21 protein-coding genes are annotated in these 25,407 nt (G+C 61.5%); 13 read left to right on the top strand and 8 right to left on the bottom strand.

Going from position 1 to position 25,407, the window contains the following annotated elements; genetic code table 11:
• Nucleotides 1-11: 11 nt before the first annotated feature.
• Nucleotides 12-917, bottom strand: coding sequence for an NAD(P)/FAD-dependent oxidoreductase (locus tag N2600_RS30050; RefSeq protein WP_260299630.1), 906 nt, complete (start codon nt 915-917; stop codon nt 12-14).
• 132 nt (nt 918-1,049) lie between these two features.
• Between N2600_RS30050 and N2600_RS30045 the strand changes: the two genes are divergently transcribed.
• On the top strand, nt 1,050-1,505 hold the full coding sequence (locus N2600_RS30045; protein ID WP_222386857.1) for an Rrf2 family transcriptional regulator: 456 nt from the start codon (nt 1,050-1,052) through the stop codon (nt 1,503-1,505).
• A gap of 415 nt (nt 1,506-1,920) precedes the next feature.
• Complete coding sequence (locus N2600_RS30040; protein WP_260299629.1) at nt 1,921-3,711, top strand: ABC transporter ATP-binding protein; 1,791 nt, start codon at nt 1,921-1,923, stop codon at nt 3,709-3,711.
• Between the two features lie 125 nt (nt 3,712-3,836).
• On the opposite strand, the gene N2600_RS30035 is transcribed toward N2600_RS30040, so the two are convergent.
• Nucleotides 3,837-4,316 (bottom strand): class I SAM-dependent methyltransferase, encoded by a 480-nt coding sequence (locus N2600_RS30035; protein WP_260299628.1) that lies wholly within the window; start codon nt 4,314-4,316, stop codon nt 3,837-3,839.
• Nucleotides 4,317-4,540: 224 nt separating this feature from the next.
• On the opposite strand from N2600_RS30035, the gene N2600_RS30030 reads away from it, so the two are divergent.
• Nucleotides 4,541-5,716, top strand: coding sequence for a DUF3095 domain-containing protein (locus N2600_RS30030; protein WP_162115193.1), 1,176 nt, complete (start codon nt 4,541-4,543; stop codon nt 5,714-5,716).
• 54 nt (nt 5,717-5,770) lie between these two features.
• On the opposite strand, the gene N2600_RS30025 is transcribed toward N2600_RS30030, so the two are convergent.
• The 3 genes from N2600_RS30025 to N2600_RS30015 form a co-directional block, all read right to left on the bottom strand.
• Nucleotides 5,771-6,043: a Txe/YoeB family addiction module toxin gene (locus tag N2600_RS30025; protein ID WP_260299627.1), complete on the bottom strand. Its 273-nt coding sequence runs from the start codon at nt 6,041-6,043 to the stop codon at nt 5,771-5,773.
• A 1-nt stretch (nt 6,044) separates the two neighbouring features.
• Nucleotides 6,045-6,296, bottom strand: a complete 252-nt coding sequence (locus N2600_RS30020) for a type II toxin-antitoxin system Phd/YefM family antitoxin (RefSeq protein WP_260111936.1) — start codon at nt 6,294-6,296, stop codon at nt 6,045-6,047.
• Nucleotides 6,297-6,429: 133 nt separating this feature from the next.
• Nucleotides 6,430-7,767 carry a nucleotide sugar dehydrogenase gene (locus tag N2600_RS30015; RefSeq protein WP_260299626.1) on the bottom strand — a complete coding sequence of 446 codons (1,338 nt, stop codon included), beginning with the start codon at nt 7,765-7,767 and terminating at the stop codon, nt 6,430-6,432.
• Nucleotides 7,768-8,271: 504 nt separating this feature from the next.
• On the opposite strand from N2600_RS30015, the gene N2600_RS30010 reads away from it, so the two are divergent.
• The 10 genes from N2600_RS30010 to N2600_RS29965 all read left to right on the top strand — a co-directional run bounded on the left by N2600_RS30010 (nt 8,272) and on the right by N2600_RS29965 (nt 22,911).
• On the top strand, nt 8,272-9,615 hold the full coding sequence (locus N2600_RS30010) for an adenylate/guanylate cyclase domain-containing protein (protein ID WP_260111934.1): 1,344 nt from the start codon (nt 8,272-8,274) through the stop codon (nt 9,613-9,615).
• Nucleotides 9,616-9,769: 154 nt separating this feature from the next.
• Entirely contained in the window at nt 9,770-11,659 is a 1,890-nt protein-coding gene (locus tag N2600_RS30005) for an ABC transporter ATP-binding protein (RefSeq protein WP_260299625.1), read from the top strand.
• A complete protein-coding gene (locus N2600_RS30000; protein WP_170262614.1) occupies nt 11,659-13,566 on the top strand; it encodes an ABC transporter substrate-binding protein in 1,908 nt (635 codons plus the stop codon). The genes N2600_RS30005 and N2600_RS30000 overlap by 1 nt, the downstream gene beginning before the upstream one ends.
• Nucleotides 13,567-13,569: 3 nt before the next feature.
• Entirely contained in the window at nt 13,570-14,568 is a 999-nt protein-coding gene (locus N2600_RS29995) for an ABC transporter permease (RefSeq protein ID WP_260299624.1), read from the top strand.
• Nucleotides 14,568-15,740, top strand: a complete 1,173-nt coding sequence (locus N2600_RS29990) for an ABC transporter permease (RefSeq protein WP_162115188.1) — start codon at nt 14,568-14,570, stop codon at nt 15,738-15,740. Before N2600_RS29995 ends, N2600_RS29990 begins: the two co-directional genes overlap by 1 nt.
• A 96-nt stretch (nt 15,741-15,836) precedes the next feature.
• Entirely contained in the window at nt 15,837-17,045 is a 1,209-nt protein-coding gene (locus N2600_RS29985; RefSeq protein WP_260299623.1) for a glycosyltransferase family protein, read from the top strand.
• Nucleotides 17,046-17,054: 9 nt separating this feature from the next.
• Nucleotides 17,055-18,302 carry a glycosyltransferase family 4 protein gene (locus N2600_RS29980; RefSeq protein WP_260299622.1) on the top strand — a complete coding sequence of 416 codons (1,248 nt, stop codon included), beginning with the start codon at nt 17,055-17,057 and terminating at the stop codon, nt 18,300-18,302.
• Nucleotides 18,299-19,465, top strand: coding sequence for a glycosyltransferase family protein (locus N2600_RS29975; RefSeq protein WP_260299621.1), 1,167 nt, complete (start codon nt 18,299-18,301; stop codon nt 19,463-19,465). The genes N2600_RS29980 and N2600_RS29975 overlap by 4 nt, the downstream gene beginning before the upstream one ends.
• A gap of 161 nt (nt 19,466-19,626) precedes the next feature.
• On the top strand, nt 19,627-22,341 hold the full coding sequence (locus N2600_RS29970) for an ABC transporter transmembrane domain-containing protein (RefSeq protein ID WP_162115184.1): 2,715 nt from the start codon (nt 19,627-19,629) through the stop codon (nt 22,339-22,341).
• A gap of 102 nt (nt 22,342-22,443) precedes the next feature.
• Entirely contained in the window at nt 22,444-22,911 is a 468-nt protein-coding gene (locus tag N2600_RS29965) for a cyclic nucleotide-binding domain-containing protein (RefSeq protein WP_017968198.1), read from the top strand.
• A gap of 7 nt (nt 22,912-22,918) precedes the next feature.
• On the opposite strand, the gene N2600_RS29960 is transcribed toward N2600_RS29965, so the two are convergent.
• From N2600_RS29960 to N2600_RS29950, 3 genes are all read right to left on the bottom strand, one after another.
• A complete protein-coding gene (locus N2600_RS29960) occupies nt 22,919-23,209 on the bottom strand; it encodes a type II toxin-antitoxin system RelE/ParE family toxin (protein WP_162115183.1) in 291 nt (96 codons plus the stop codon).
• Nucleotides 23,206-23,670, bottom strand: a complete 465-nt coding sequence (locus tag N2600_RS29955) for a hypothetical protein (protein WP_017968196.1) — start codon at nt 23,668-23,670, stop codon at nt 23,206-23,208. Before N2600_RS29955 ends, N2600_RS29960 begins: the two co-directional genes overlap by 4 nt.
• A 135-nt stretch (nt 23,671-23,805) precedes the next feature.
• Nucleotides 23,806-25,137, bottom strand: a complete 1,332-nt coding sequence (locus tag N2600_RS29950; RefSeq protein ID WP_017968195.1) for an MFS transporter — start codon at nt 25,135-25,137, stop codon at nt 23,806-23,808.
• Between the last annotated feature and the right edge of the window lie 270 nt (nt 25,138-25,407).

Below are 25,407 nucleotides of genomic sequence, written 5' to 3'. Positions count from 1 at the left end.
GCTGTTTTGCCTCATGCCGCCGACTGCATCACCAGCGATTGATGGCAGTGCACGCCGGCGAGCACGCCTGAGGCGGAGGCGAGCGTGGCATTGTGCATGGCGCTTGCCGCATCGCCGGCGGCGAAGACACCCTTGATGGTGGTTTCCTTGTTATCGGCGATCCGAATGATTGGCCCGAACGGGCCGTCGTCGAAGGCGCAGCCGAGCTGTTCGGCAACCGGGCTAGCCATCGTCGTTTTCGGCGCGACGAAGACGGCATCGAGTGGCACGACGCGGCCATCGGCGAGGCGAACGGCCTCAAGCTTCAAATTGTCGCCCAACAATTCCACGATAGGGCTGCGTTCGATCCGGACGCCACGGGCGGTCAGCTTCACCAATTGCTCTTCGTCGAGCTCGAACAGCGCCTGGGTGAAAAAGGTCGTCGCGCCCCAGTCCGGGATCATCATGGCGGAATGGGCCGAATGCGGATGGTTTGCGAGAACGCCGAGCTTGCCGCCGCTGACCTCAAAGCCGTGACAATAGGGGCAGTGCAGCGCGGAACGGCCCCATCGCTCCTTGAGGCCGGGGATCTCGGGCAGTGTGTCGCTGACGCCGGTTGCGAGAACGATGCGCGCGGCTCGTTCTTCGCTGCCGTCTTCGGTGCCGACAATGAACCCGTCACCATCGCTCTGCGCCCGGACGACTTTCCCTTGGCGGATGGTGATGCTCGGATAGAGCGAAAGCTGCCGTTTTCCCTCCCGCATGATCGCCGCCGGCGTCTGGCCGTCCTGGCCGAGGAACCCATGCGACGCTTCAGAAAACCGATTGCGCGGCGCGCCGGCGTCAACGAGCAGCACGCGCCGCCGCGCCCGGGCCAGCTGCATGGCGGCCGACAGGCCGGAAAAATTTCCGCCGATGATCATGGCTTCAAACCACATGGAACTCTCCCTTGATATCGAACTCATGGCTCAACATAAGTTACATGAATTGGCGCCGTCAAGCATCATGTTACTTGTCTTGTTACGATCCGCTTGCGATAATGATCCGTCCGATCGACAGGAAAGAGAGCCATGCGCAATGACAGCCGCCTTTCACGCATGCTGCACGTGCTGATCCACATGGATAAGCACCAGCATTCGGCGACCTCCGAAATGATTGCCAAGATGCTGAACACCAATCCGGTCGTCGTCCGCCGCACCATGGCCGGCCTTCGCCAACAGGGCTATGTCCGCTCCGAGAAAGGCCATGGCGGCGGCTGGACACTGGTGCGTCCGCTGTCCGAGATCACCCTGCTCGACGTCTACCGCGCCATCGGCGAACCGCATCTCTTCGCCATCGGCCCAGCCGACGATCAGCCGCAATGCCTCGTGGAACAGGCGGTGAATGTCGCTCTCGGCGACGCGATGAAGGAGGCACAGGCCCTGCTGCTGCGACGGTTGGACAGTGTGACGCTGGACAAAATCGCCGCCGACTTCGAGGCAAAACTGACCGCCCTCCCGACTACATCCTATTCCTGCGCCTCATGAGCGGTGATTACATCTCTCGGTAGAGAAAGTAACGATCTTCCTTCGTTGTGAAGCGAGCACGCCGGCCCGAACCGTCACTCGCAGCGCACAAGGTGTGTCGTTTCCGCATCACTTTCTGTAAGGTTGCAAATATCCGCTTGGCAATGGCGAATTGCTTCGGTACAAAACGCTCACCGCTTTAGTTCAAACATAAGGGAGGCGTTGCATGCCAGCAATCATCGAAACCTTCCCGTGCGGAATGTCCCGACGCTAGGTCATTTCCATTCGCGGCCCGCCTCAAGCGCGCCCGACATGCGGTTTTCCCTTAATTCATAGCCCGATGATCTGACGGGATTATTTCGTCTCCCGCTTGGGCTGTGCCTTCCAACTCTCTATTTTGAGGACCGGTTGCCGAACACGGCGCCGAGCGATTAAAATGACTCGCAAGAAGCTCGATTTCCGCGCCGATGCCTATCGCCATGTGCTCGGCTTTGTTTTCCATCATTGGCGCCATCGGCCTGTATTAGTGGGCATTATCATCGTGTTGGTGATAGCAAGCACGCTGGCCGAAGTCATGGTGCCGGTGTTTTCCGGCCAGATCGTCGATGCCATTGCCGGTAGCAACGCGGCTGACCGGGCGCTGCGCGCCTTCGTCATCGTCGTGGCACTGGGCCTGACCAGCGTGGCATTGCGCTGGTTCATCTTCAACGGCATTATCCGGCTGACGCTCCGCACCATGGCGGATGTGACGAACAACGGTTTCCACAAGGTGCAGCGGTTCTCGACCGACTGGCACGCCAACAGCTTTGCCGGTTCGACGGTGCGCAAGATCACCCGCGGCATGTGGGCGCTCGACTCGCTCAACGACCTGCTGCTGGTCGCCTTGCTGCCGTCCATCGTCATGCTGGTGGGCGCCAGTATCGTGCTCGGCAGCTACTGGCCGATCATGGGCCTGATCGTGGCTGCGGGGTCGCTGATCTATATCGGTGTGACCGTGGCGCTTTCCATGGGCTTCGTATCGCCGGCGGCAAGGCTTGCCAACGCCTGGGACACCAAGCTGGGTGGTGCGCTGGCAGATGCCATCAGCTGCAATTCGGTGGTCAAGGCCTTCGGCGCTGAAAGCCGCGAAGAGACGCGACTGGGCCAAGTGCTCGCCAGATGGGACAGCCGCACGCGGCGGACATGGAAGCGCGGCACATTGAGCGGCACGATCCAGGGCTTCATGATGGTTTCGATGCAGGCCGGCATTCTGGGAACGGGCCTGGTGATGTGGCGGCAGGGGCTGGCGACGCCTGGCGACATCACCTTCGTGCTGGCCATGTTCTTCGTTCTGCAAGGTTATCTGCGCAATGTCGGCCAGGACATCCGCAACCTGCAGCGTGCCGTCAACGACATGGAAGAACTGGTGCTGCTCGACAAGATGCCGCTCGATATCGAGGACAAGCCCAACGCCAAGCCTGTCAAGATCAGGGAGGGCGAGATCGTCTTCGATCGCATCACCTTCCAGTACGGCGCTCATCCCACTCCGCTTTACGAGGATTTTTCGGTCACCATCAAGCCGGGCGAACGCGTGGGCCTGGTGGGGCATTCGGGCTCGGGCAAGACGACCTTCGTCAAGCTCATCCAGCGCCTCTATGACGTCAACTCGGGCGCGATCCGCATCGACGGGCAGGATATTGCAGGGGTCAAGCAATCAAGCCTGCGCGGCCAGATCGCCATCGTGCAACAGGAGCCTATCCTGTTCCACCGAACGCTGGCGGAAAACATCGCCTATAGCAGGCCGAACGCCTCGCGGCGCGAGATCGAGCAGGCGGCGAAACAGGCGAGTGCCCACGACTTCATCATGGACCTTCCCAAGGGCTATGAGACGATGGTGGGGGAACGCGGCGTCAAGCTGTCGGGCGGCGAGCGGCAGCGTGTCGCCATTGCCCGTGCCTTCCTGGCGGATGCGCCGGTGCTAATCCTGGACGAAGCGACGTCGAGCCTCGACAGCGAGAGCGAAGTGCAGATCCAGCAGGCCATGGAACGTCTGATGAACGGCCGCACGACGCTGGTCATCGCCCACCGGCTGTCCACGGTGCGGGCGCTGGACCGGCTGCTGGTCTTCGACAAGGGAAAAATCGTTGAAGAAGGCGACCACCAGGCGCTGATCCGGCTCAATAACGGTATCTATCGCCGGCTGTTCGAACGGCAGGCGCTGGAGCTGACCAAGGGTCTGGTGGCGTGAACCGAAACGCTACAGCACCGCGTCTTTTCAGACGCGCGGCGCAGTAGCAGTTTGAATGGCTGCATAATTTTATCCTTAAATCGATTCCGATTTCAGGAATTATGCAGCAGGGCCGATGCTATCCTCTACGTCCGTCGGTAGAGGAAATAACGGCCTTCCTTGATGCCGTCAGGCAGCGGCAGCGCCACCAGCTCGGGATGCTCAAGCGGCAGCCCGCTGACGGCGACGCCGTTATGGGCGAGCACGCCGGCCATCAGTTGCGGCAGCCAGGTCAGCGTCACCGCGTCGATCTCGTCATGGCCGGTGCCGATATCGGCATGGGCAAGGGCTGCGCCGATGCCGACGAAGGCCTGGCCGGATTCGCGGATATTGCCGGTCACCATGTCTTCTGCCTCTGGTGTCGAGGCCGAATAGGAGCGCGCTTCCCAGTCGAAGGCGACGATGCGCCGGCCGGGAAAAATCTCGCGCAGATGATCATAGGTGCGGCCGTTGCCGAGGCCGAACTCCAGCACCGGGCCTTCAATTTCCCCCACCAGATCGACGATCGAGTTCAAAATGTCGCGTTGAGCCGTCAACCGGCGAATGAAGCTGTCGAGGCGGCTCATCTAATCTCTATCCGTCATGAAATCGTCAGCGGTCCTGGAGGAATTCCAGCAAAAGTGCGAGAGCGGTTTTGCATCCGGAATTGCGTAAAAACAAAAAGATAGAGCATTTCCGTGCGTCCGAAAAAGCAGGTAATGCTCTAACACATGAAACCTTGGCAAGTCGATTGCCGTAAATGGGAATTGGCGTTGCAGTGGCAACATGGGTCTGTGCTAAGCTTGATGACATGAAAACCGTGACCGACGAAGATTTTTTTGCCGAAGTGCCGCTCTTCAGCGAATTCGAGGGCGTGACCGACGCCGCCAACTACCGGCCGCTGCCGGACGGATGGGTGCTGGCGCTCGCCGACATCGTCGGCTCGACGCAGGCGATCGGCGCCGGCCGTTACAAGGACGTCAACATGGCAGGCGCCAGCGTCATTTCAGCGGTGTTGAATGCGGTCGGCAAGGGCGACTATCCCTTTGTCTTCGGCGGTGACGGCGCACTGATCGCGCTTCCGGGTTCGCTGGAGGCGGCGGCACGCGGCGCCCTTGCCGCCGTGCAGATCTGGGTCGAAGAGGATTTGGGCCTGATGCTGCGCGTCGCCATCGTGCCGGTCGCCGACACCCGCGCCGAGGGCCTCGACGTCCGTGTCGCGCGCTACTCCGCAAGCCCCTACGTGACCTATGCGATGTTCTGGGGCGGCGGCACCAGTTGGGCCGAAAGACAGATGAAGCTCGGCCGTTACGGCATTGCCCGCGCGCCCGCTGGAACCCGCCCGGATCTCACCGGTCTCTCCTGCCGCTGGAGCCCGATCGATGCGAGAAACGGCGAGATCGTCTCGATTATCGCCGTGCCTGGCGAAGGTCGGCCAGGCCGGGAATTTCAAGAGCTCGTCGGCGGCATTGTCGCCATCACCACCGAGCAGAACCGCGACAGCCATCCGGTACCGGCCGATGGTCCGGACCTTGCCTTCTCGCTCCATGGCATCAATCGTGAGGCCAAAGCCACCGCCCCACCGCGCCGGCGGTTGTGGCAAAAGCTCTTCATCTTCCTGCAGCTCGCCATCACGGTTGTGTGCTACAGGCTCGGCATTCCGCTCGGCCGCTTCGATGCACGCCGCTACAAGCGCGACGTCGCCGACAATTCCGATTTCCGCAAGTTCGACGACGGGCTGAAAATGACAATCGACGTCGACGCCGAACACCTGAAGCGCATCGAGACCCTGCTGCAACAGGCACAGGCCAAGGGTGTTGCCCGCTACGGCCTGCATCGGCAATCCTCAGCGTTGATGACCTGCTTCGTGCCGACGCCGATCGCGCGCGATCACATCCATTTCATCGATGGCGCCGCCGGCGGTTATGCCGTGGCCGCGAGCCAGATCACCGGCAAGTCGCTTTCTACAGCGCCGAGCGTGATCTAACGCTGTAACCGCGCAATCTTTCGGACGCCGCAATCACCTGCACCACGCATGAACCTACTTTTCGTAATGAAATCGGCACTGAATGATTTCCAACTCCTGGTCGGAACCCTTGCCAGTCACGCAGTAGACGAGCCGATGCTCTCCGAGGATGCGCCTTGACCAAAATCCGGATAGATCGCCCTTCAATGGCTCTGGCTTGCCAAGAACTTTAAAGGGCGACCTTTTTGTATCTTTCAGGAGCTCGTTGATTTTCTCGACCATCTTCTGGTCGCTTTTCTGCCAGTATTCGTACTCTTCCCAGGAATTCGGCGTCCATAGCAATTTCATGTCAGAGGGTGGGATCGCTCTCTACCACCTGCCCCTTGCGAAGCTGTCCGATACTTTCGCGTAGCCGGGCAGAATTAGCAGGCGTCGAGAGCAGGTGTAACATCTCTTGCATACTCTCGTATTCGCCTTCGGCAACCAAGACCATTGCTTCCGAACCTTGACGGGTCACGAGCAGAGGAGCCCGAGAAGAGAGGACTTGATCAAAATAGGTTGCAATATTTTGCCGGAACTCCGTCAAACGAACGTGGGCCATCGACATCCTTTCCCAACTTCCAAGCGTACGGATATATGTACAGATTGCCGGAAAGTCAGTACGGAACATTAGCTCGCCCGCCATCTCGATGGGAGTCGCTGCCAAATAGCAGACTTATGCGGTGACGTTTGCGTCACGCCTTGACGACGTGATCGCCCGAGAGGCCGAGCCGGTTGAAGACGTTGCGCGTGTCGATAATCAGCGCCGCACTTTTCGACAGCCCCGCGTAATCCACCTTGTCGTGGTCGGTCGCCACCAGCACCGCATCGTAGCCGGCAATGGTATCAGGCGTCAGCGTCACCGATTTGCGGCCCTTCAGCGCCTGGTATTCGCGCGTCGGCGGGATCTCGGCGACGAAGGGATCGTGATAATCTGCATGTCCGCCACGCTCCTCGATGATCTCGATCAGCCGCAGCGACGGGCTTTCTCTTATATCGGCGACGTTCTTCTTGTAGGCGAGCCCAAGCACGAGCACCCGGCTGCGGCTCAGCGCCTTGCCGGCGCGGATGTCGAGCGCTTCGGCGAGCTTGCCGACGATATAACGCGGCATTGCCGAATTGATCTCGCCGGCGAGTTCGATGAAGCGGGTCGGCAGCTCATATTCGCGCGATTTCCAGGTGAGATAGAAGGGATCGATCGGGATGCAATGGCCGCCAAGACCGGGGCCGGGATAGAAGGGCATGTAGCCGAAGGGCTTGGTCTTGGCAGCGTCGATGACTTCCCAGACGTCGATACCCATCGCCGCATAGACGGTCTTCAGCTCGTTGACGAGGGCAATATTGACCGAGCGGAAGATGTTTTCGGTGAGCTTCACGGCCTCGGCCGTCGCATTCGAAGAGACCGGAACGACGGATGATACCGTCGCACCATAGAAGGCCTTCATCAGCGCCAGCGCCTCAGGCCCGTCGCCGGCGACGACCTTGGGGATGGTGGCGGTATGATAGTGCTGGTTGCCGGGATCCTCACGCTCCAGGGAGAAGCCGACGAAGAAGTCCGAGCCGGATTTCAGTCCGGTGCCTTCGAGAATGACCTTTACCACGTCATCGGTCGTGCCGGGATAGGTGGTCGATTCCAGCACGACGAGCTGACCGGGGCGCAAATGCGCGGCAATCGAGCGCGACGTCGCCTCGACGAAGGAAAGGTCGGGATCGCGATGTTTGGTGAGCGGCGTCGGCACGCAGATGATGACGACGTCGCACTCGGCAAGGCCGGCGAAATCGGTCGTCGCCTTGAAGCGGCCCGCATCGATCTCGGCAGACAGCGCCTCATCGCTCACCGCGTCGATATAGGAGCGGCGGGCATCGAGCGCCACCATCTTGCCTGGATCGATGTCGAAGCCGGTCACCGCAAAGCCGCTACGCGCCACCGCCATCGCCAGCGGCAGGCCGACATAACCAAGCCCGATGATGCCGGCACGGGCCGCGCGGGTTTCGATCTTCTGCAAAAGCGTATCGAAGGTGGAGGTGGTCAAGGCGGGATCTTTCAAACGGGAAGGGAAGGCTGATCTAATGCATGATCCAGGCAAATTAAACCCGGGCGCGGATCTTCCTCGTCTTTCCGGCGGCACGGCCGGCCGGTTCTCGCCGATGGCTGCCCCTCAACCTAACCCTCTTGCCGATCTCCTGGGCCGGGATGTCGGCATTGATGCCCAAATCCCTTAACCTGTGTGGCGGAAATGACTCAGGCCGCGCCGTTTGCTGCAACTTCAGCGCACAAAAAATTGCAGCTCCCATTGTTTCGCATTTGCAGCGTCCCTATTTTGACTTTTGATAATGAACCAGCTGGAAAGGACAGCCCGTCCGATCCCCGGATATGGGGAGCTGAGGGGCGCCACTGCCGGGCTTTCGGCAGATCCGTTGACACTATATTACCGCTCGTACATCCTGATTTCCCTGTGACCTGCGCATGAAAATGCGGCGGCCGAGGGAATTTTTGGCTCTTAGGGATGGCGTGCCTTATGAGGATCATACCGAGAATGAGCACGATCGAAACCAGCGTCTCCTCCATCCTGTTGGACCGGGTCGCTGAATGGCTGACGAACTCTTCGCTGGCCGGAGACGAGCTTGAAAACATCGTCCGCGGCTTCTGCGAAAGACTTGCGGCCGCCGGCCTGCCGATAGCGCGCGTGCACCTGACCTTTTCGATGCTGCATCCGCTCTACGATGCGCTGAGCTTCACCTGGCGGCGCGCCAGCGGCGTCACCATCGAAGGTTTTCGCATGCCGGCCGGGCAGAAGCCGGACCGCTTCCTGCAGAGCCCCTATTATTACCTGCTCGACAACAACCTGCAGCACATCCGCCGCCGGCTGACCCAAGAAGGCCCGGCCGAATTCCCGATCTTCGAGGACCTGCGCAAGGACGGCATCACCGACTACCTCGCCTTCGTGCAGCCCTTTGGCGACGGCTCGGTGCAGGGCATGATGGGTTCCTGGTCGACGGACCATAATACCGGCTTTTCCGACGACATGATCGATGCGCTGCTCAGGATGCAGAACCATCTGGCGGTCGCTGCCAAGATGGCGGTGCTCGGCAAGCTCGCCAACAACATGCTGACCACCTATCTCGGCGGCGACGCCGGCAAGCGGGTGCTGAACGGCCAGATCCGCCGCGGCGACGGTGAGACGATCCGCGCAGCCCTCGTCATGGGCGATATGCGCGAATCCACCATATATGCCGAAAAGGAAGGCCGCCAGGCCTATATCGATACGCTGAACCAGTTCTTCGACGCGATTGCCGCCCCCTTCAACCGCAATGGCGGCGAGATCCTGAGCTTCCTCGGCGATGGCTTCCTCGCCGTCTATCCTTGCGGGCGCCATAAGGACCCATCGAAAATTGCCTGCGAGGCGGCGCTTTCGGCCGTGCATCAGGCGCAGGCGCGGGTCGCCGAGCTCAACAGGGACCGCGAGCAGAAGGGCCTGACCAGGGTCGGCTACGGCATCGGCCTGCATGTCGGCAACGTCATGTTCGGCAATGTCGGCCTCAAGGACCGCCTAACCTTCTCCGCCTTCGGCTCAGCCGTCAACGAGGTCCAACGTTTGCAGATCCTGACCAAGAAATACGGCCGCGAGGTCGTCGCCAGCCAGGCCTTCGCCGGTTATTGCGGCGGCGAATGGACAACGCTCGGCGAGGAGAAGCTGCGCGGCGTCCGCCAGAAGGTGACGGTGCTGCAGCCGCGCGCGCCGGCACCCACAATCAATGTCGACGAGAGCTTCCGCGAGGCCGTACAGAACGGACTTTCGGAAGCCGAGCAGGTCATTCTCCTGCATCGCGACGCCAAGAAACAGGTCAAGCGCACCAGCATGGAGAAATTCATCCAGTAAGAGCTTAGAACCCCTGCCATAATCTTCGCATCTCGCCCGGGGGAACTTCGGCGGGGGCGGCGGTTTTTCTATGATTGTCATCAGCTAGACACCCCGTTTGCGGTACGATAGTGTGCCTTAACGGGAACATAGAAGACTGGGGAATTTCATTGGTATGGCGTCTGCAGCCGATCTGTTGCGTATTGAAAATCTCGACGTCTCCTTCTCGGTTTTCGGTGACCGGTTACGCGTCGTAAAAGAAGCTAATCTTCGCATCCTTCCAGGCAAGGTCACCGCCCTCGTCGGTGAATCCGGCTCCGGCAAATCGGTGATCAGCCAGTCGGTCATGGGCATATTGCCCAATCCGGCCAAGGCCTCCGGCCGCATCCTCTTCACCGATCCGCTCGACGGCAGCACGACCGATATCCTATCCTTTCCGCGCGACAGCGAGGAAATGCGCGACCTGCGCGGCCGGCGCATGGCGACGATCTTCCAGGAGCCGATGACCTCGCTCTCGCCGCTGCATACGATCGGCAATCAGATCAGTGAAGTGCTGCTGATCCATACCGAGGCCGACAAGCGGGAAGCCCGTGAAAGGACCGAGGAGATGCTCGGCCTGGTCGGCTTTTCCAACCCGCATCGCACTTACGACATGTATCCGTTTGAACTGTCCGGCGGCATGCGCCAGCGCGCGATGATCGCCATGGCGCTGATCTGCAAGCCGGCTCTCTTGATCGCCGACGAGCCGACGACGGCGCTCGACGTGACGATCCAGGCGCAGATCCTGGAACTGCTCCGCGAGCTGCAGGCCAAGCTCGGCATGGCGATGCTGCTCATCACCCACGATCTCGGCATCGTCGCCAATATGGCCGACGAGGTGGTCGTCATCTATCACGGCGAGATCATGGAAGCAGGACCCGTCGAGGCGATCTTCCGCAATCCGCAGCATCCTTATCTCAAAGGTCTGATGGCCGCCGTTCCGCATTTCGACATGAAACCCGGCGAGCGGCTGAAAGCGCTGCGTGAGGTAACGGTCAATCTCGAGTCCCTCGTCGGCAAGAAGAAGCCGCTCCAGGCAGAGGCGCCGGGCACCCTGCTGTCCGTTGCCAATCTGTCGAAGACCTACAAGACGCGCAAGCGCAGTTTCTTCGGCAAGCACGAAGCCACCGTCCTGCGCGCCGTCGACGACGTCAGCTTCGACGTCCGCCGCGGCGAATGTCTTGGCCTGGTCGGGGAATCCGGCTGCGGCAAGACGACACTCAGCAAGATCCTGATGCGCGCCATCACGCCGGACAGCGGCGCGGTGGTATTCAACGACGGCAAGGAGGTCGTCGACGTCCTCTCCGTCAAAGGCGCCGAACTGCAGGACATGCGGACCAAGATCCAGATGGTGTTCCAGGATCCGGTCTCCTCGCTTTCGCCGCGCATGACGGTGCGCAACATCCTGAGCGAACCGCTCGAGATCCATGACCGCGGCGACAGTAACGAGCGCAAGCGCAAGGTCGAGGGATTGATGGCGGCAATCGGCCTCGACAAGCGTTATCTCAGCCGTTACCCGCACAGTTTTTCGGGCGGCCAGCGCCAGCGCATCGGTATTGCGCGCGCACTCGCGCTCGGGCCGAAGCTCGTCATCCTCGACGAGCCGGTCTCGGCTCTCGACGTTTCCGTGCAGGCGCAGATCCTCAACCTGTTGAAGGACCTGCAGAAGGAGCTGGGACTTACCTATCTCTTCATCTCGCACAATCTCGCCGTCGTCGATTACATGGCCGACCGTATCGCGGTGATGTGCAAGGGCCGCATCGTCGAGATCGCGCCGCGCGAGATCATCCTGCGCGATCCGGTGCATCCCTATACGAAATCGCTGCTCGCCGCCGTCCCCTTCCCCGATCTCGACCGGCCGCTCGATTTCAAGGCGCTCAGGGAAAACGGCGCCGCCGACAAGCAGAACTGGGGCGTGACCTTCACCGCCGAGCACGACGACGCTTCCGAACTCGCCTATGCCGACCTCGGCGACGGCCATCTGGTGCGCGCCCGCAAGGGCGCCGATACCAAGGAGTTGCGTTGATGGTGACGCGTCGCATATTCCTGGGCGGCCTCGTCGGCGCGGCGATCGCGCCTGCGGTGGTGAGGGCGCAACAAGCCGCCGAACCGGAATTCCTGAAGGAGCGGCTGACATCAGGCAGCCTGCCGCCGATGGCCGAGCGCATTCCCGCCCGCCCGCGCATCGTCAACCTGAAGGAATTGGGGCTGGAACCGGGTGCCTACGGCGGCACGGTGCGCACCATCATCGGCGGCCAGCGCGATATCCGCTTCATGACGATCTACGGCTATGCCCGCCTTGTCGGCTACAACAAGCACCTGCAGTTCCAGCCGGATATCCTGGCCGGTTTCCAGTCCGAGGACGACACGGTCTTCACCTTCACGCTGCGCGAAGGCCATAAATGGTCCGACGGGCAGCCGTTCACGGCCGACGATTTCCGCTACTGGTGGGAAGACGTCATCCTGAACGACAAGTTGACACCCGGCGGCGGCGCGCTGGAGCTTCGTCCGCACGGCAGCCTGCCGCGCTTCGAGATGCTCGATGCGCTGACCGTGCGCTACACCTGGGAAAAACCCAACCCGATGTTCCTGCCGACATTGGCAGGCCCGCAGCCGCTCGTCATCTTCGGCCCTGGTCATTATCTCAAGCAGTTCCACAAGAAATTCCAGCCGGACCAGGCGAAGATGGACGAGCTGATGAAGACCTACCGCGTCAAGAAATGGCAGGATCTGCACATCAAGATGGCGCGTTCCTATCGTCCGGAAAATCCGAACCTACCGACGCTCGATCCCTGGCGCAATACGACGCCGCTGCCGTCCGAGCAGTTCGTCTTCGAGCGCAACCCGTTCTTCCACCGCGTCGACGAGACCGGCAGGCAGCTTCCCTATCTCGACCGTTTCATCCTCAACGTCTCCTCCTCGTCGATCATCGCCGCCAAGGCGGGTGCAGGCGAAGCGGACCTGCAGGTGACCGGCATCGATTTCAACGACTACACCTTCCTGAAGGAGGCCGAAAAGCGCTTCCCGGTGAAAGTCAATCTCTGGAAGCTCGCGCGCGGCTCGCGCATCACGCTGCTGCCGAACCTCAACTGCGCCGACGAGGTGTGGCGCGGCCTCTTCCGCGACGTGCGCCTGCGCCGGGCGCTGTCGCTGGCGATCGACCGGCACGAGGTCAACATGGTGGCCTTCTACGGCCTTGGCACGCCAAGCGCCGATACGGTCCTGCCCGACAGCCCGCTCTTCAAGCAGGAATATGCCGACGCCTTCGTGAAGTTCGATCCCGACGAGGCCAACCGCCTGCTCGACGAGCTCGGCTTGACCAAACGCGACGACGACGGCATCCGGCTGCTGCCCGACGGGCGGCGCGCCGAGATCACCGTCGAGACCGCCGGCGAGAGCAATCTCGATACCGACGTGCTGGAGCTGGTGCATGACCACTGGGCCAATATCGGCCTTGCGCTCTATACCCGCACTTCGCAGCGCGACGTCTTCCGCAACCGGGCCATGAGCGGTTCGATCATGATGTCGATCTGGTACGGCCTCGACAATGGCGTGCCAACGGCCGACATGTCGCCCGCAGGCCTTGCGCCGACACTCGACGATCAGCTGCAATGGCCGCTCTGGGGCATGCATTACCTCTCCGCCGGCCAGGAGGGCGTCGCACCCGACCTGCCGGAGGCGGCCGAACTGGTCGACCTGCTTGGCCAATGGGGCTCGACGGCGAAATTCGAGGAGCGCCAGGTGATCTGGCACAAGATGCTGTCGCTCTATACACAGCAAGTGTTCTCGATCGGCCTCATCAACAGCACGCTGCAGCCGATCCTTCGCGCCGCCAAGCTGCAGAACCTGCCGGAGAAAGCGCTCTACGGCTTCGATCCCACCTCCTATCTCGGCGTCTATATGCCGGATGCATTCTGGTACAAGGAGGCCTGAGGCGTGTTCAGATATATACTTTGGCGGATCGCCGCCATGGTGCCGACGCTCTTCGTCATTTCGGCACTGGTCTTCACCATCATCGAGCTGCCGCCGGGCGACTTCTTCGAGAGCCAGATCGCCGAACTGCGCGCCTCGGGCGAAACCGCCAACCTCCAGGAAATCGAGGAGTTGCGCCAGCAATACGGCTTCGACAAGCCGGAGATCGTGCGTTATTTCTACTGGATCGGCGGCATGCTGCACGGCGATTTCGGCTATTCCTTCGAATACCAGCTGCCGGTCTCCGACGTGGTCGGCGATCGTCTATGGCTGACGATCCTCGTCTCCTTCACGACGATCCTGCTCACCTGGCTGATCGCCTTTCCAATCGGCATCTATTCGGCCACGCATCAGTACAGCTGGGGTGATTACGGGCTGACCTTCCTCGGTCTGATGGGCATCGCCATTCCGAACTTCATGCTGGCGCTGATCCTGATGTATTTCGCCAATATCTGGTTCGGCATCTCGATCGGCCATCTGATGGACCAGCAATATATCTCGGCGCCGATGAGTTGGGCGAAGGCGCAGTCGATCCTTGCCCATCTCTGGATCCCCGTCATCATCGTCGGCACGGCCGGCACGGCCGGCATGATCCGGCGGCTGCGCGCCAACCTGCTCGACGAGATGCAGAAGCAGTATGTCGTCACCGCGCGCGCCAAGGGCCTGCCGCCGCTGAAGGCGCTCATCAAATACCCGTTGCGCATGGCGCTCAACTTCTTCGTCGCCGATATCGGCTCGATCCTGCCGTCGATCATCTCGGGCGCCGAGATCGTCGCGATCGTGCTGTCGCTGGAGACGACGGGACCGATGCTCATCAAGGCGCTACAGAGCCAGGATATGTATCTTGCCGGCTCCTTCCTGATGTTCCTGGCCTTCCTCAACGTCATCGGCGTGCTGATCTCGGACATCGCGCTCGGCTTCCTCGATCCCCGCATCCGTCTGCAAGGCAGGAGCACCAAATAATGTCGCCCCTTCCCGCACCCGGCGCGCCGCTGCCGCATTACGTCTCGACCGCGCCTTTCGATCCGCTTGCGACCGAAAGCATGACTTCGGCGCAATCGCGCATCCATCTCGCCTCGCAGAAGCAGCTGATGTGGTGGAAGTTCAAGCAGCACAAGCTGGCCTTGATCTCCGGCATCTTTCTCGCCGCCGTCTACCTGATGATCCTGATCGTCGAGTTCCTGGCGCCCTACGGCCTGCACACGCGCAATGTCGATTTCATCCACGCGCCGCCGCAAACCATCCACTTTTTCGACAAGGGCAGCTTCGTCGGTCCCTTCGTCTACGGCCGCAGCATGACGCTCGATATCGACACGCTGCACCGCGTCTATACCGACAAGACGAACGACGTGCAGCCGATCCGTTTCTTCTGCCGCGGCGACGCCTATAAATTCTGGGGCGCTGTCGCCTCGAACTATCACCTCGTCTGCCCGGCGATCGGCGGCCAGATGTTCCTGCTCGGCACCGACCGGCTCGGCCGCGACGTGCTGTCGCGCATCCTCTACGGCGCGCGGATATCGCTGACCATCGGTCTGATCGGCATTTCGATCAGCTTCGTGCTCGGCATCGTCATCGGCGGCCTTGCCGGTTATCGCGGCGGCTTTTTCGATCTCATCGTCCAGCGCCTGATCGAAGTGTTGCAATCGCTGCCGAGCCTGCCGCTGTGGATGGCGCTGGCCGCCATCATGCCGGTGACGTGGAGCCCGATCGTCATCTATTTCGGCATCACCGTCATCCTCGGCATCATCGACTGGACGGGGCTGGCGCGTGCCGTACGCTCCAAGCTCCTGGCGCTGCGCGAGGAGGATTATGTCCAGGCCGCACAGCTGATGGGCGCCAGCACGCCGCGCATCATCGGCCGGCATCTGGTGCCGGGCTTCATGTCGCATCTCATTGCTTCGGCGACGATTTCAATCCCCGGCATGATCCTTGGAGAGACCGCGCTCTCCTTCCTCGGCCTCGGCCTTCGTCCGCCGATCACCAGCTGGGGCATTCTGCTGACCGAGGCAAAAAGCGTCAGCGTCATCGCCTTCTACCCGTGGCTGCTCTATCCGATCATTCCTGTTGTTCTTGTCATTTTGGCGTTCAACTTTCTGGGAGACGGCTTGCGTGATGCGGCAGATCCCTACAAATAGCAGGAAACGCGGCGGCGCATCTCGGCACCGCCCCCACCTCTTGCCCTCCGGACGGTGGGGGTACTAAGTATGTTGCTCACCCCAGAAGGGATGCCCATGTCCAGACGTCTCGAAGATGCGCGCATCCTCATGTACAGCCACGACACCTTCGGTCTCGGCCATCTCAGGCGCTGTCGCGCCATCGCCCACGCGCTGGTCGAGGACTATCGCGGCCTGAACATTCTGATCATTTCGGGTGCCACGATCGCCGGCGCTTTCGACTACCGCGCCCGCGTCGACTTCGTGAAGATCCCGAGCGTCATCAAGCTGCGCAACGGCGAATATACGTCGCTTGCCAGCCATATCGACCTGCACGAGACGCTGAAGATGCGCGAATCGAGCATTCGCCACACGGCCGAGACTTTCCAGCCCGATATCTTCATCGTCGACAAGGAACCGATGGGACTGAAGGGCGAAGTCGAAGATACGCTCGCCTATCTCAAGGCCCGCGGCACCGTTCTGGTGCTGGGGCTTCGCGAGATCATGGACGCGCCGCATCTGCTCGAGGCCGAGTGGAAGAAGAACAGCATCATGCAGAAGATCGACCAATATTACGATAGCGTCTGGGTCTACGGCCCACCTGACTTTTACGATCCGCTGATCGGCCTCGACGTGCCGGCAAGCCTGCGCCGGAAGATGGATTTCGTCGGCTTCCTGCAGCGTAGCGTCTCCAGGGGCAAGACCTCGATCAACGCCCGCAAGGACAATTACATCCTCGTCACCACAGGCGGCGGCGGCGACGGCTCCGATCTCGTCCACGACGTCATGAACGCCTACGAGGCGGACCCCACCTTGATGCAGAAGGCGCTCGTCGTGCTCGGCCCCTATATGCCGGCCGCCGAGCGCGCCAAGCTGGTGCAGAAGGGGGAAGCCATTCCCTATATCGAGGTGATCGAGTTCGACAATCACATGGAAGAGCTGATCGACAGCGCCACCGGCGTCGTTGCCATGGGCGGCTACAACACCTATTGCGAGATCCTCTCCTTCGACAAACCGGCCCTCATCGTGCCGCGTGTCAAACCACGCGAGGAACAGCTGCTGCGCGCGAAGCGGGCAAGCGAGCTCGGCCTCGTCGACATGCTGCTGCCGGAACAGTCGGTCGACCCCACAATCATGGCGGAAGCGCTGAAGCGTCTGCCCTTCCGCCAGCCGCCGTCAAAGAGCGGCGGCAACATGCGTCTTGAAGGGCTGGACCATATCTCGCAGACCGTCGGCCGGTGGATCGACGGCCGCGGCAGCCACCTTTCGCTCGTCGGCGCGGAATAGGGCCAAGCCTTGCCGCCACGCCGCAAGATCCTCGTCGTGCTGAAAGGCTATCCCCGCCTTTCGGAAACCTTCATCGCCCAGGAGTTGCTCGGGCTCGAAAAGTCCGGCTTCGACCTGACGCTGATTTCGATGCGCCGGCCGACCGACAAGAAGCGCCATCCCGTGCATGACGAGATCAGGGCGCGCGTCGTCTATCTGCCGGAATATCTGCACGAGGAGCCGATCCGCGTGTTGAAAGGCCTCATCGCCGGTTTCTCCAAGCCCGGCTTCAAGCCGCTGATGAAACGCTTCCTCGCCGACCTCAAGCGCGATATCTCCCGCAATCGCTTCCGCCGTCTCGGCCAGGCGCTGGTGCTGGGGCACGAATGGCCGGACGAGGGCGAATGGCTGCATGCCCATTTCATCCACACGCCGGCCTCGGTGACGGAATATGCGAGCATCCTCACGGAAACGCCCTGGACCTGTTCGGCGCACGCCAAGGACATCTGGACGTCACCCGACTGGGAGCTTAACGAGAAACTCGGCAGCGCCCGCTGGACCGTCACCTGCACCAGGACGGGCTATGACCACATGCGCACGCTGACATCACGCAAGGAGGCCGTGCACTTGAGTTACCACGGTCTCGATCTCGCCCGTTTCGGCCATTTTGCCGGCGAGCGTTCGAACAGGACCGGCAGCGACCCCGACGATCCGGCCTTCATCCTCAGCGTCGGCCGCGCCGTCGAGAAGAAGGGCTACGACGTGTTGCTGCGCGGGCTGGCGCTGCTGCCCGCCGACCTTCACTGGCGCATGGACCATATCGGCGGCGGCGAGGAGCTTGCGAAACTGAAGGCGCTGGCCAGCGAGCTCGGTATCTCCCGCCGCATCGTCTGGAAGGGCGCGATGGCGCAGGAAGACGTTCTCGATCACTACCGCCGCGCCGACCTCTTCGCGCTTGCCTGCCGCATCGCCGCCAACGGCGACCGCGACGGCCTGCCGAACGTCCTGGTCGAAGCCTCGAGCCAGCGGCTCGTCTGCCTCTCGACCGAAGTATCCGGCGTGCCGGAGCTGCTGAAGAACGGTGAAAACGGTCTCGTCGTGCCGCCCGAGGACCCGGCGCGGCTGGCCAGCGCGCTGGAGGCTGCGATCCGCGACCCGGCACTGCGCAAGCGCCTCGGCGACGCCGCCGAAGGCCAGGTGCGCGAACATTTCGACTATCACTCGAGCATCCGACAGCTCACAGGCCTGTTCGAGGCCGAATGGCAGAAGGCGTCATGACGGCACCGCGTATTTTCTTCTATGTCCAGCATCTGCTCGGTATCGGCCACATAGCCCGCGCCAGCCGCATCGCCAATGCGCTGGTCAAGGATGGTTTTGACGTGACTGTCGTGACCGGCGGCCTGCCGGTGCCGGGCTTTCCGGGCGAAGGCGTGAAGACCGTGGCCTTGCCGGCAGTCGTCGCCAGCAATGCCGGTTTCTCCGGCCTCGCCGATGCCGATGGCCGGCCAGCGGGCGAGGATTTCCTCCATGCCCGCTGCCAGCTGCTGCTCGATGCCTTTCATGCCGCAAGGCCCGATGTCGTCATCACCGAAGCCTTCCCTTTCGGCCGGCGACAGATGCGCTTCGAACTCCTGCCCCTGCTCGAGGCGATCGAAAGGGCCGAACCCCGGCCGAAACTCTTGAGCTCGGTGCGCGATATCCTGCAGGAAAACCGCAAGGCCGGCCGCGACGCGGAGACCGTCACGCTGGTCAAGGACCATTTCGATGCCGTGCTCGTCCACGGCGATCCCGGTTTCGTCAGGCTTGAGGACACCTTTCCGCTGACACCCGAGATCGCCGACAGGCTGCTTTATACCGGCCTCGTCGCACCCCCGCCGGCGCCGGAACCGACGGAGACATTCGACATCATCGCATCGGCGGGCGGCGGCGCGGTCGGCGCTGCGCTGATCGGCGCGGCGAAAGAGGCGGCAGCGCTGCTGCCCGCCGATCTTCGCTGGCTGCTGGTCGCCGGCCCGAACCTGCCGGAGGCAGATTTCGCCAAGCTGTCTGGAGACGCGGCGGCGAATGTGACGCTGGTGCGTTTCCGTAAAGATTTTCCCTCGCTGCTGCGTGGCGCCAAGGTCTCGATCTCGCAAGCAGGCTACAACACGGTCGGCGATCTACTGCGCACCGAGTGTCGGGCGATCCTCATCCCCTTCGTCGCCGGCGGCGAGACCGAGCAGACGGTGCGCGCCGAACGGCTGCAGGCGCTCGGCCTTGCCGATATTCTGCCGGAAAACGGACTGACCTCGGGCCATGTGAAAGAGGCCGTCGAAAAGGCGCTCACCACACCCACAAGGGGATCGTTCCTGCTCGACCTCGACGGGGCGGAGAAAACCGCCCTCATCATTCGCTCCATGATTGCCGAATCCCTCGCCCAATCCAAAATTCCTGTGGTATAAGCAATGTTCCGGCGAGAATCGGCGCTTTTGCGGCCGGTCGCTTCGCCTTGTTTTCATTGCGATATCGGCGGTCCGGCTGCATGATCCTCTTCTCAGAATTCCTCCCCGACCCGGCGCCCGGATCGCGCCCTCGGAATTTCCCAGCAAGCTGACGGTTAGCCATGGAAAAAAGCCTCGCCCGCTACATCTGGAAGAACACGCGGCTGCAGCAGCTGTGGATTCTGGCTGTCGTCGCCGCTTCTATGGTGCCCTATTTCCTGTCCTTCGACCTGCCGAAGCAGATCGTCAACGGACCGATCCAGGGAGACGGGTTCGAAGGTCCGGGCGCAAGGCAGACCTTCATGCATATTGCCTACGACATTCCGCTGATCGGACATGTCGAATTCTTTCAAGGCTTGCAGCTCAACCGATTCCAGATGTTGATGGCCCTCAGCATGGTGTTTCTGGCACTGGTGGTGCTGAACGGGCTCTTCAAGTTCTATATCAACACCTATAAGGGCCGGCTCGGCGAACGCATGCTACGCCGTATCCGCTTTGAGCTCATCGACCGGGTGCTGCGGTTTCCGCCCATCCATTTCAAGCGGGTAAAATCGGCCGAAATCGCCACCATGATCAAGGACGAGGTGGAGCCGATGGGCGGTTTCACCGGTGATGCCTTCGTCTCCCCTGCCCTTCTCGGCGGCCAGGCGATCACGGCGCTCGCCTTCATCATCGTGCAGAATTTCTGGCTTGGCATGATCGCGGCGGGCATCGTCGGCGTGCAGGCGCTCGTCATTCCCCGCATGCGCAAGCGCCTGCTGGATCTCGGCCGGCAGCGGCAGCTGACGGCGCGTGAGCTTTCCGGCCGCGTCGGCGAAATCGTCGAAGGCATCGGCACGATCCACGGCAACGACACGTCGAACCTCGAACGCGCCGACATCGCCTCGCGGCTCGGCCGGATCTTCTCGATCCGCTACGACCTTTATCAGTGGAAGTTCCTGGTGAAGTTCATCAACAATTTCCTGGCCCAGGTCACGCCGTTCCTGTTTTACGCGATCGGCGGCTACCTCGCGCTGCAGGGCAGGCTCGACATCGGCCAGCTCGTCGCCGTCATTTCAGCCTATAAGGACCTGCCCGGCCCGCTGAAGGAACTGATCGACTGGGACCAGATGCGCCAGGACGTGCAGGTGAAGTACCAGCAGGTCTATGAGCAGTTCAACGTCGAGCCGCTGATCGACAGCCGCATCCAGGAACTCGCAACCGCCCCCGTCGGCCCGCTGACGGGCGCGTTCGTCGTCACCAATCTGACGCTCTCCGACGACAGCGGCGCCCGAATCGTCGACCACGTCTCCGTCGAGATCAAACCGAACGAGACGGTGGCGATCGTCGGGCCGAACGGCAGCGGCGCGGAAGCGTTCGCCGAAGCGCTCGGACGCATGGTCTGGCCGGACTCCGGCCGCATCACCATCGACGGGCGCGATCTCCTGGAGATGCCGGAATCGATCACCGGCCGGCGGATCTCCTATGCCTCGTCCGACACCTTCTTCTTTCACGGCACGCTTGCCAGCAATCTGCTCTACGGCCTGAAACATGCGCCGATGACCGATCCCGTTTACGATGAGCGGGAAGCGCTGGAATATAAATGGCATTCCGCCGAGGCGGAGAAGGCCGGCAATCCGACGCTCGACCTCAACAGCGACTGGGTGGACTACAAGGCCGCCGGCGCCAGCGGGCCCGAGGATCTGCTGAAAGCGATCCGCCCTGTGCTCGACGCCGTCCTGATCTCGCAGGACATCCTCGATCTGGCGCTGCGCTCGACCGTCAACACCGACGTGCATGTGGCGCTCGGCGACCACGTCGTGGCGCTCCGCGCCTCGCTGCGCGACAGGCTGCGCGACGAGGGGCTCGACACGATCGTCGTGCCTTTCGATTTCGACGCCTACAATGCCCAGGCGACGGTTGGTGAGAACCTGCTCTTCGGCACGATGAAGCGGCCGTTGATGACCAATCGAAGGCTTGCCGCGCATCCCTATTTCCAGCAGCTCTTCCGTGAGACCGGCCTCAGCACCGATCTCTACGACATGGGCCTCGAGATCGCCGAGAACGCCGTGGAACTCTTCCACGACCTGCCGCCGGACCATCCTTTCTTCCAGCAGCTGACCTTCATGACGGCGGACGACATCCCGGCCTATCAGGCGCTGCTGCAGAAGCTTCAAAGCCGCCGCTTCGAGGACGCCACGCCAGAGGAACGTTCGGCCATCATCCGGCTGAGTTTTGCCTATATCGAGCCGCGCCACCGCTTCGGCTTGCTGACGAACGAGCTTATGGACAAGATCGTCAGTGCCCGCAAGCAGTTCCACGAACATATTCCGGCCGATCTCTCCGAGCTGATCGAGCGCTACGACGCCGAGCGTTTCACTCCGTCGGCTAGCCTGATGGACAATGTGCTCTTCGGTCGTATCGCCTATCAGCAGGCCGACGCCTCCGACCGCATCCGCGGCATCATGGGCGAGCTCTTCGATGCGCTCGACCTTTATGACGACGTGCTGTCGATCGGCCTCGAATTCGATGTCGGCTCCGGCGGCAAGCGACTGACCATGGTGCAGCGGCAGAAGCTGAACCTGGCCCGCGCCCTGTTGAAGCGCTCGGACTATTTCATATTCAACCGGCCACTGTCGGCGCTCGACCAACGCGTTCAGGATCAGATCACCCGCAATATCATCGAGAACCTGCACGAGGAAGGCCATCGGCCAGCGATCATCTGGGTGCTCTCCAATGCCCGGCTGGCAGAAATGTTCGACCGGATTCTGCTCTTCGACCGCGGGGGATTGGCGGAAGCCGGAAACTATCCGGAACTTTCCGAGAAAAACGGGATGTTCAAGGAACTGTTATCGTAATATTCTATAGGGGCGGCGATGGTGGGTGTTCCCGATGGGGAGCGCCTCGGAGTTTGAAGATGCCTGGTCTTATGGACCCTGCGTCAGGGGATTGAAACGCTCATGCTGTTGAGAGACGAAGTCGAAATGCTGCGAAGGGTACCGATCTTTTCAAGGATCGCGCCAGCAAAGCTCAAGCTTTTGGCCTTTACCTCCGATCGCATGACCTACAAAGCCGGGCAGAACCTCTTTCATCAGGGCGATGTCGGTGATGCGGCCTACGTCATCCTCTCGGGTACCGCCGATATCGTTGTCGCCTCGCCAGCGGGCGAGATCAAGGTCGCCGACGTCGAACCCAATTCCATCGTCGGCGAAATCGCCATCCTCTGCGATGTCTCGCGCACGGCAACGGTTCGCGCCACCTCGCCTCTCGAAGTGTTGCGCATCAGCAAGGAGCACTTCCTGAAGCTGCTCAGCGATTTCCCGGAGATGGCCGTGGAAATCATGCGGGTGCTGGCCGACCGCCTGAACCATACCACCGCGGAACTGACCGCGGCTCGGGCGGCGAAACAGCCGCAGATGGCGCAGTAAAACGCATTCAGCGTTTCGGCGGCCATTGCTGCGCGCCATGTAGAAGGCGCAGTATTTCCACCCTCTGTGCTTTTCTGTCGATGCGATAGATCAGCAGAAATGTGGTACGCGGAATGACCAATTCCCGGGTTCCGTCAAGACGGCCGCCGCGTCCTGCTTCGGGGTGATCGGCGAGCATTTTGGCCTGATGTCGGATAACATCATCCAATGCGATTGCAGCCTCTGGATTTTGAGCGAAGACGTGCCGGATCTGAGCTTCCCGATCCCGGAGAGCCTGTTGCAGCCATTTGACGATCAAGAAGCCTTATCTCCGGATTCCAGCTGCGCGAGCAGTTCGGCCCGAAGCTTGTCCATTCGCTCTTCGGCGTCCTGCGCGCTGATCCAGACCGCGTTCGGATCATCGGCTTCCCTGATCGCTTCCTCGATCTGTTTGCGGAACCACTTGTCGTATTCCGCCGCCTCATGGGTACGACGTAGAGCTGCGGCCCGATCCGGCCGCGATGCCGTCCCCGGAACGTAATCGGCCGCATCGACATCGAACTGCGAGATGCCGACATCCTTGAGATAAGACACCAAGCTATCCATGCGCTTGAACACGCGCACCTGCCGGCTGCGTTGGGCGGCGAGTGGGCGCTCGGCCTTGCCGTAGCGGATGACGACGGACCAGCCACCGGTCTTGCCGACGACATGAGCCGCCTCAACCGCCCCTGCTTCGACAAGGCGGGAAAGGGTCGAATGATCGATGGTTTCCGCGGTCATGGCCTATCCTCGTTCAGGCCGACAAGAATATGCATTTAATTATAGATTGCAATGCATTCAATAATTGAAATTGCGCTGCCCGAAGACGAAAGCCTGCATGGTTTCCCATGCAGGCCCCCATGCGTTCAAATCCGTCTATTCACGCTGTTCCAGCGCCCTGCTGAAGGCGAGGGCCGCAAGCGTGCAGATGGCGCCGGACAGCAGGTAGTAGCCGACGAAAGTCAGGCCGAAGCGGCTGGAAAGGCTGAGCGCCACCAGCGGCGCAAAACCCGCGCCGATCAGCCAGGCGAGGTCCGAGGTGAAGGCGGCGCCCGTATAGCGGTAACCGCGGCCGAAGCGCGAAGAGATCGAGCCCGTCGCCTGGCCGAAGGAAAGGCCGAGAACGCCGAAGCCGATGATGACGAAAGCGTCATGACCACTGTTGCCGGACGCGATCAGGATCGGCCCGACGAAGCTGAAGATAGCGATGATGACGGCGCAGATGGCAAGCTGGGCGCGTCGGCCGATACGGTCGGCAATCAAGCCCGAGGCGATAATGGTGACAATGCCGACCATGGCGCCGACCACCTGCACCACCATGAAGGCGCCGATCGGCTGGTTGCCGTAAAGGCTCATCCAGCCGAGCGGGAAAATGGTGACGAGGTGGAACATGGCAAAACTTGCCAGCGGCACGAAGGCGCCGATCAGGATGTCACGGCCATGGACGCGCAGCACGTCGAGGATGGGGGCTGCTTCCAGCTCGTGCTGTTCCAGCAGCGTGCCGAATTCCTTGGTCATGACCAGGCGCAAACGCGCAAACAGCGCCACGACATTGATCGCGAAGGCGACGAAGAAGGGATAACGCCAGCCCCAGGAGAGGAAATCCTCACTGGAAAGATTGGCGACGAAATAACCGAACAGGGTACTCGCCAGCGCAAAGCCGATCGGCGCGCCGAGCTGCGGTATCATCGCATACCAGCCGCGGTGCTTGGCCGGCGCATTGAGCGCGAGCAGCGAGGCAAGGCCGTCCCAGGCGCCGCCGAGCGCGAAGCCCTGGCCGAGACGAAAGAGCGCCAGCAACGCGATCGACCAGACGCCGATCTCGTCGTAACCCGGCAGGAAGGCGATTGAGGCCGTGGAGCCGCCGAGCAGGAAGAGCGCGATCGTCAGCTTCGTGCCGCGGCCGTACAGCCGGTCGATCGTCATGAAGACGACGGAGCCGACCGGGCGGGCCAGGAAGGCCAGCGAGAAGATGGCGAAGGAATAAAGCGTTCCCGTCAGCCTGTCCGGCGCGAAAGGGAAGATCAGCTGCGGAAAGACCAGGACCGAGGCGAGACCGTAGACGAAGAAATCGAAGAATTCCGACATGCGGCCGATCACCACGCCGATGGCGATGCTGCCCGGCGAAACCGGCTTGTCGTCGTGAATGCGCCGCGCGTCGCGTTCCAGCGACGACGATGACGGTCCGTAATGCGATGTTGTAGCCATGAAACGCCTCCCTCGTTGAAGCGCTTTCGCCAAGGCGCCTCAACCTGATCTTGATCAAACCTGCAGGCTTATCAAGTCCATAAGACGTAAATAGTTCATCATGGCGGCTCAAAATGAGGCGTGAACGGAAAAAACAGCGTGATCCGGACCGCGATTTTCCGACGGGATGCTGGCCTGCCCGGTTCTGGCGGATATATTGCTTGGAAACATGCGCTGGCGGAAGAATCCTTCTTGAGTTCATCAGGATTTCAAAGCTGTAGTGCGACATGA

The sequence above is a fragment of the Rhizobium sp. WSM1274 genome, assembly GCF_025200775.1.
Classification (GTDB): Bacteria; Pseudomonadota; Alphaproteobacteria; order Rhizobiales; family Rhizobiaceae; genus Rhizobium; species Rhizobium leguminosarum_I.
This window is presented reverse-complemented; position numbering and strand designations above follow the sequence as displayed.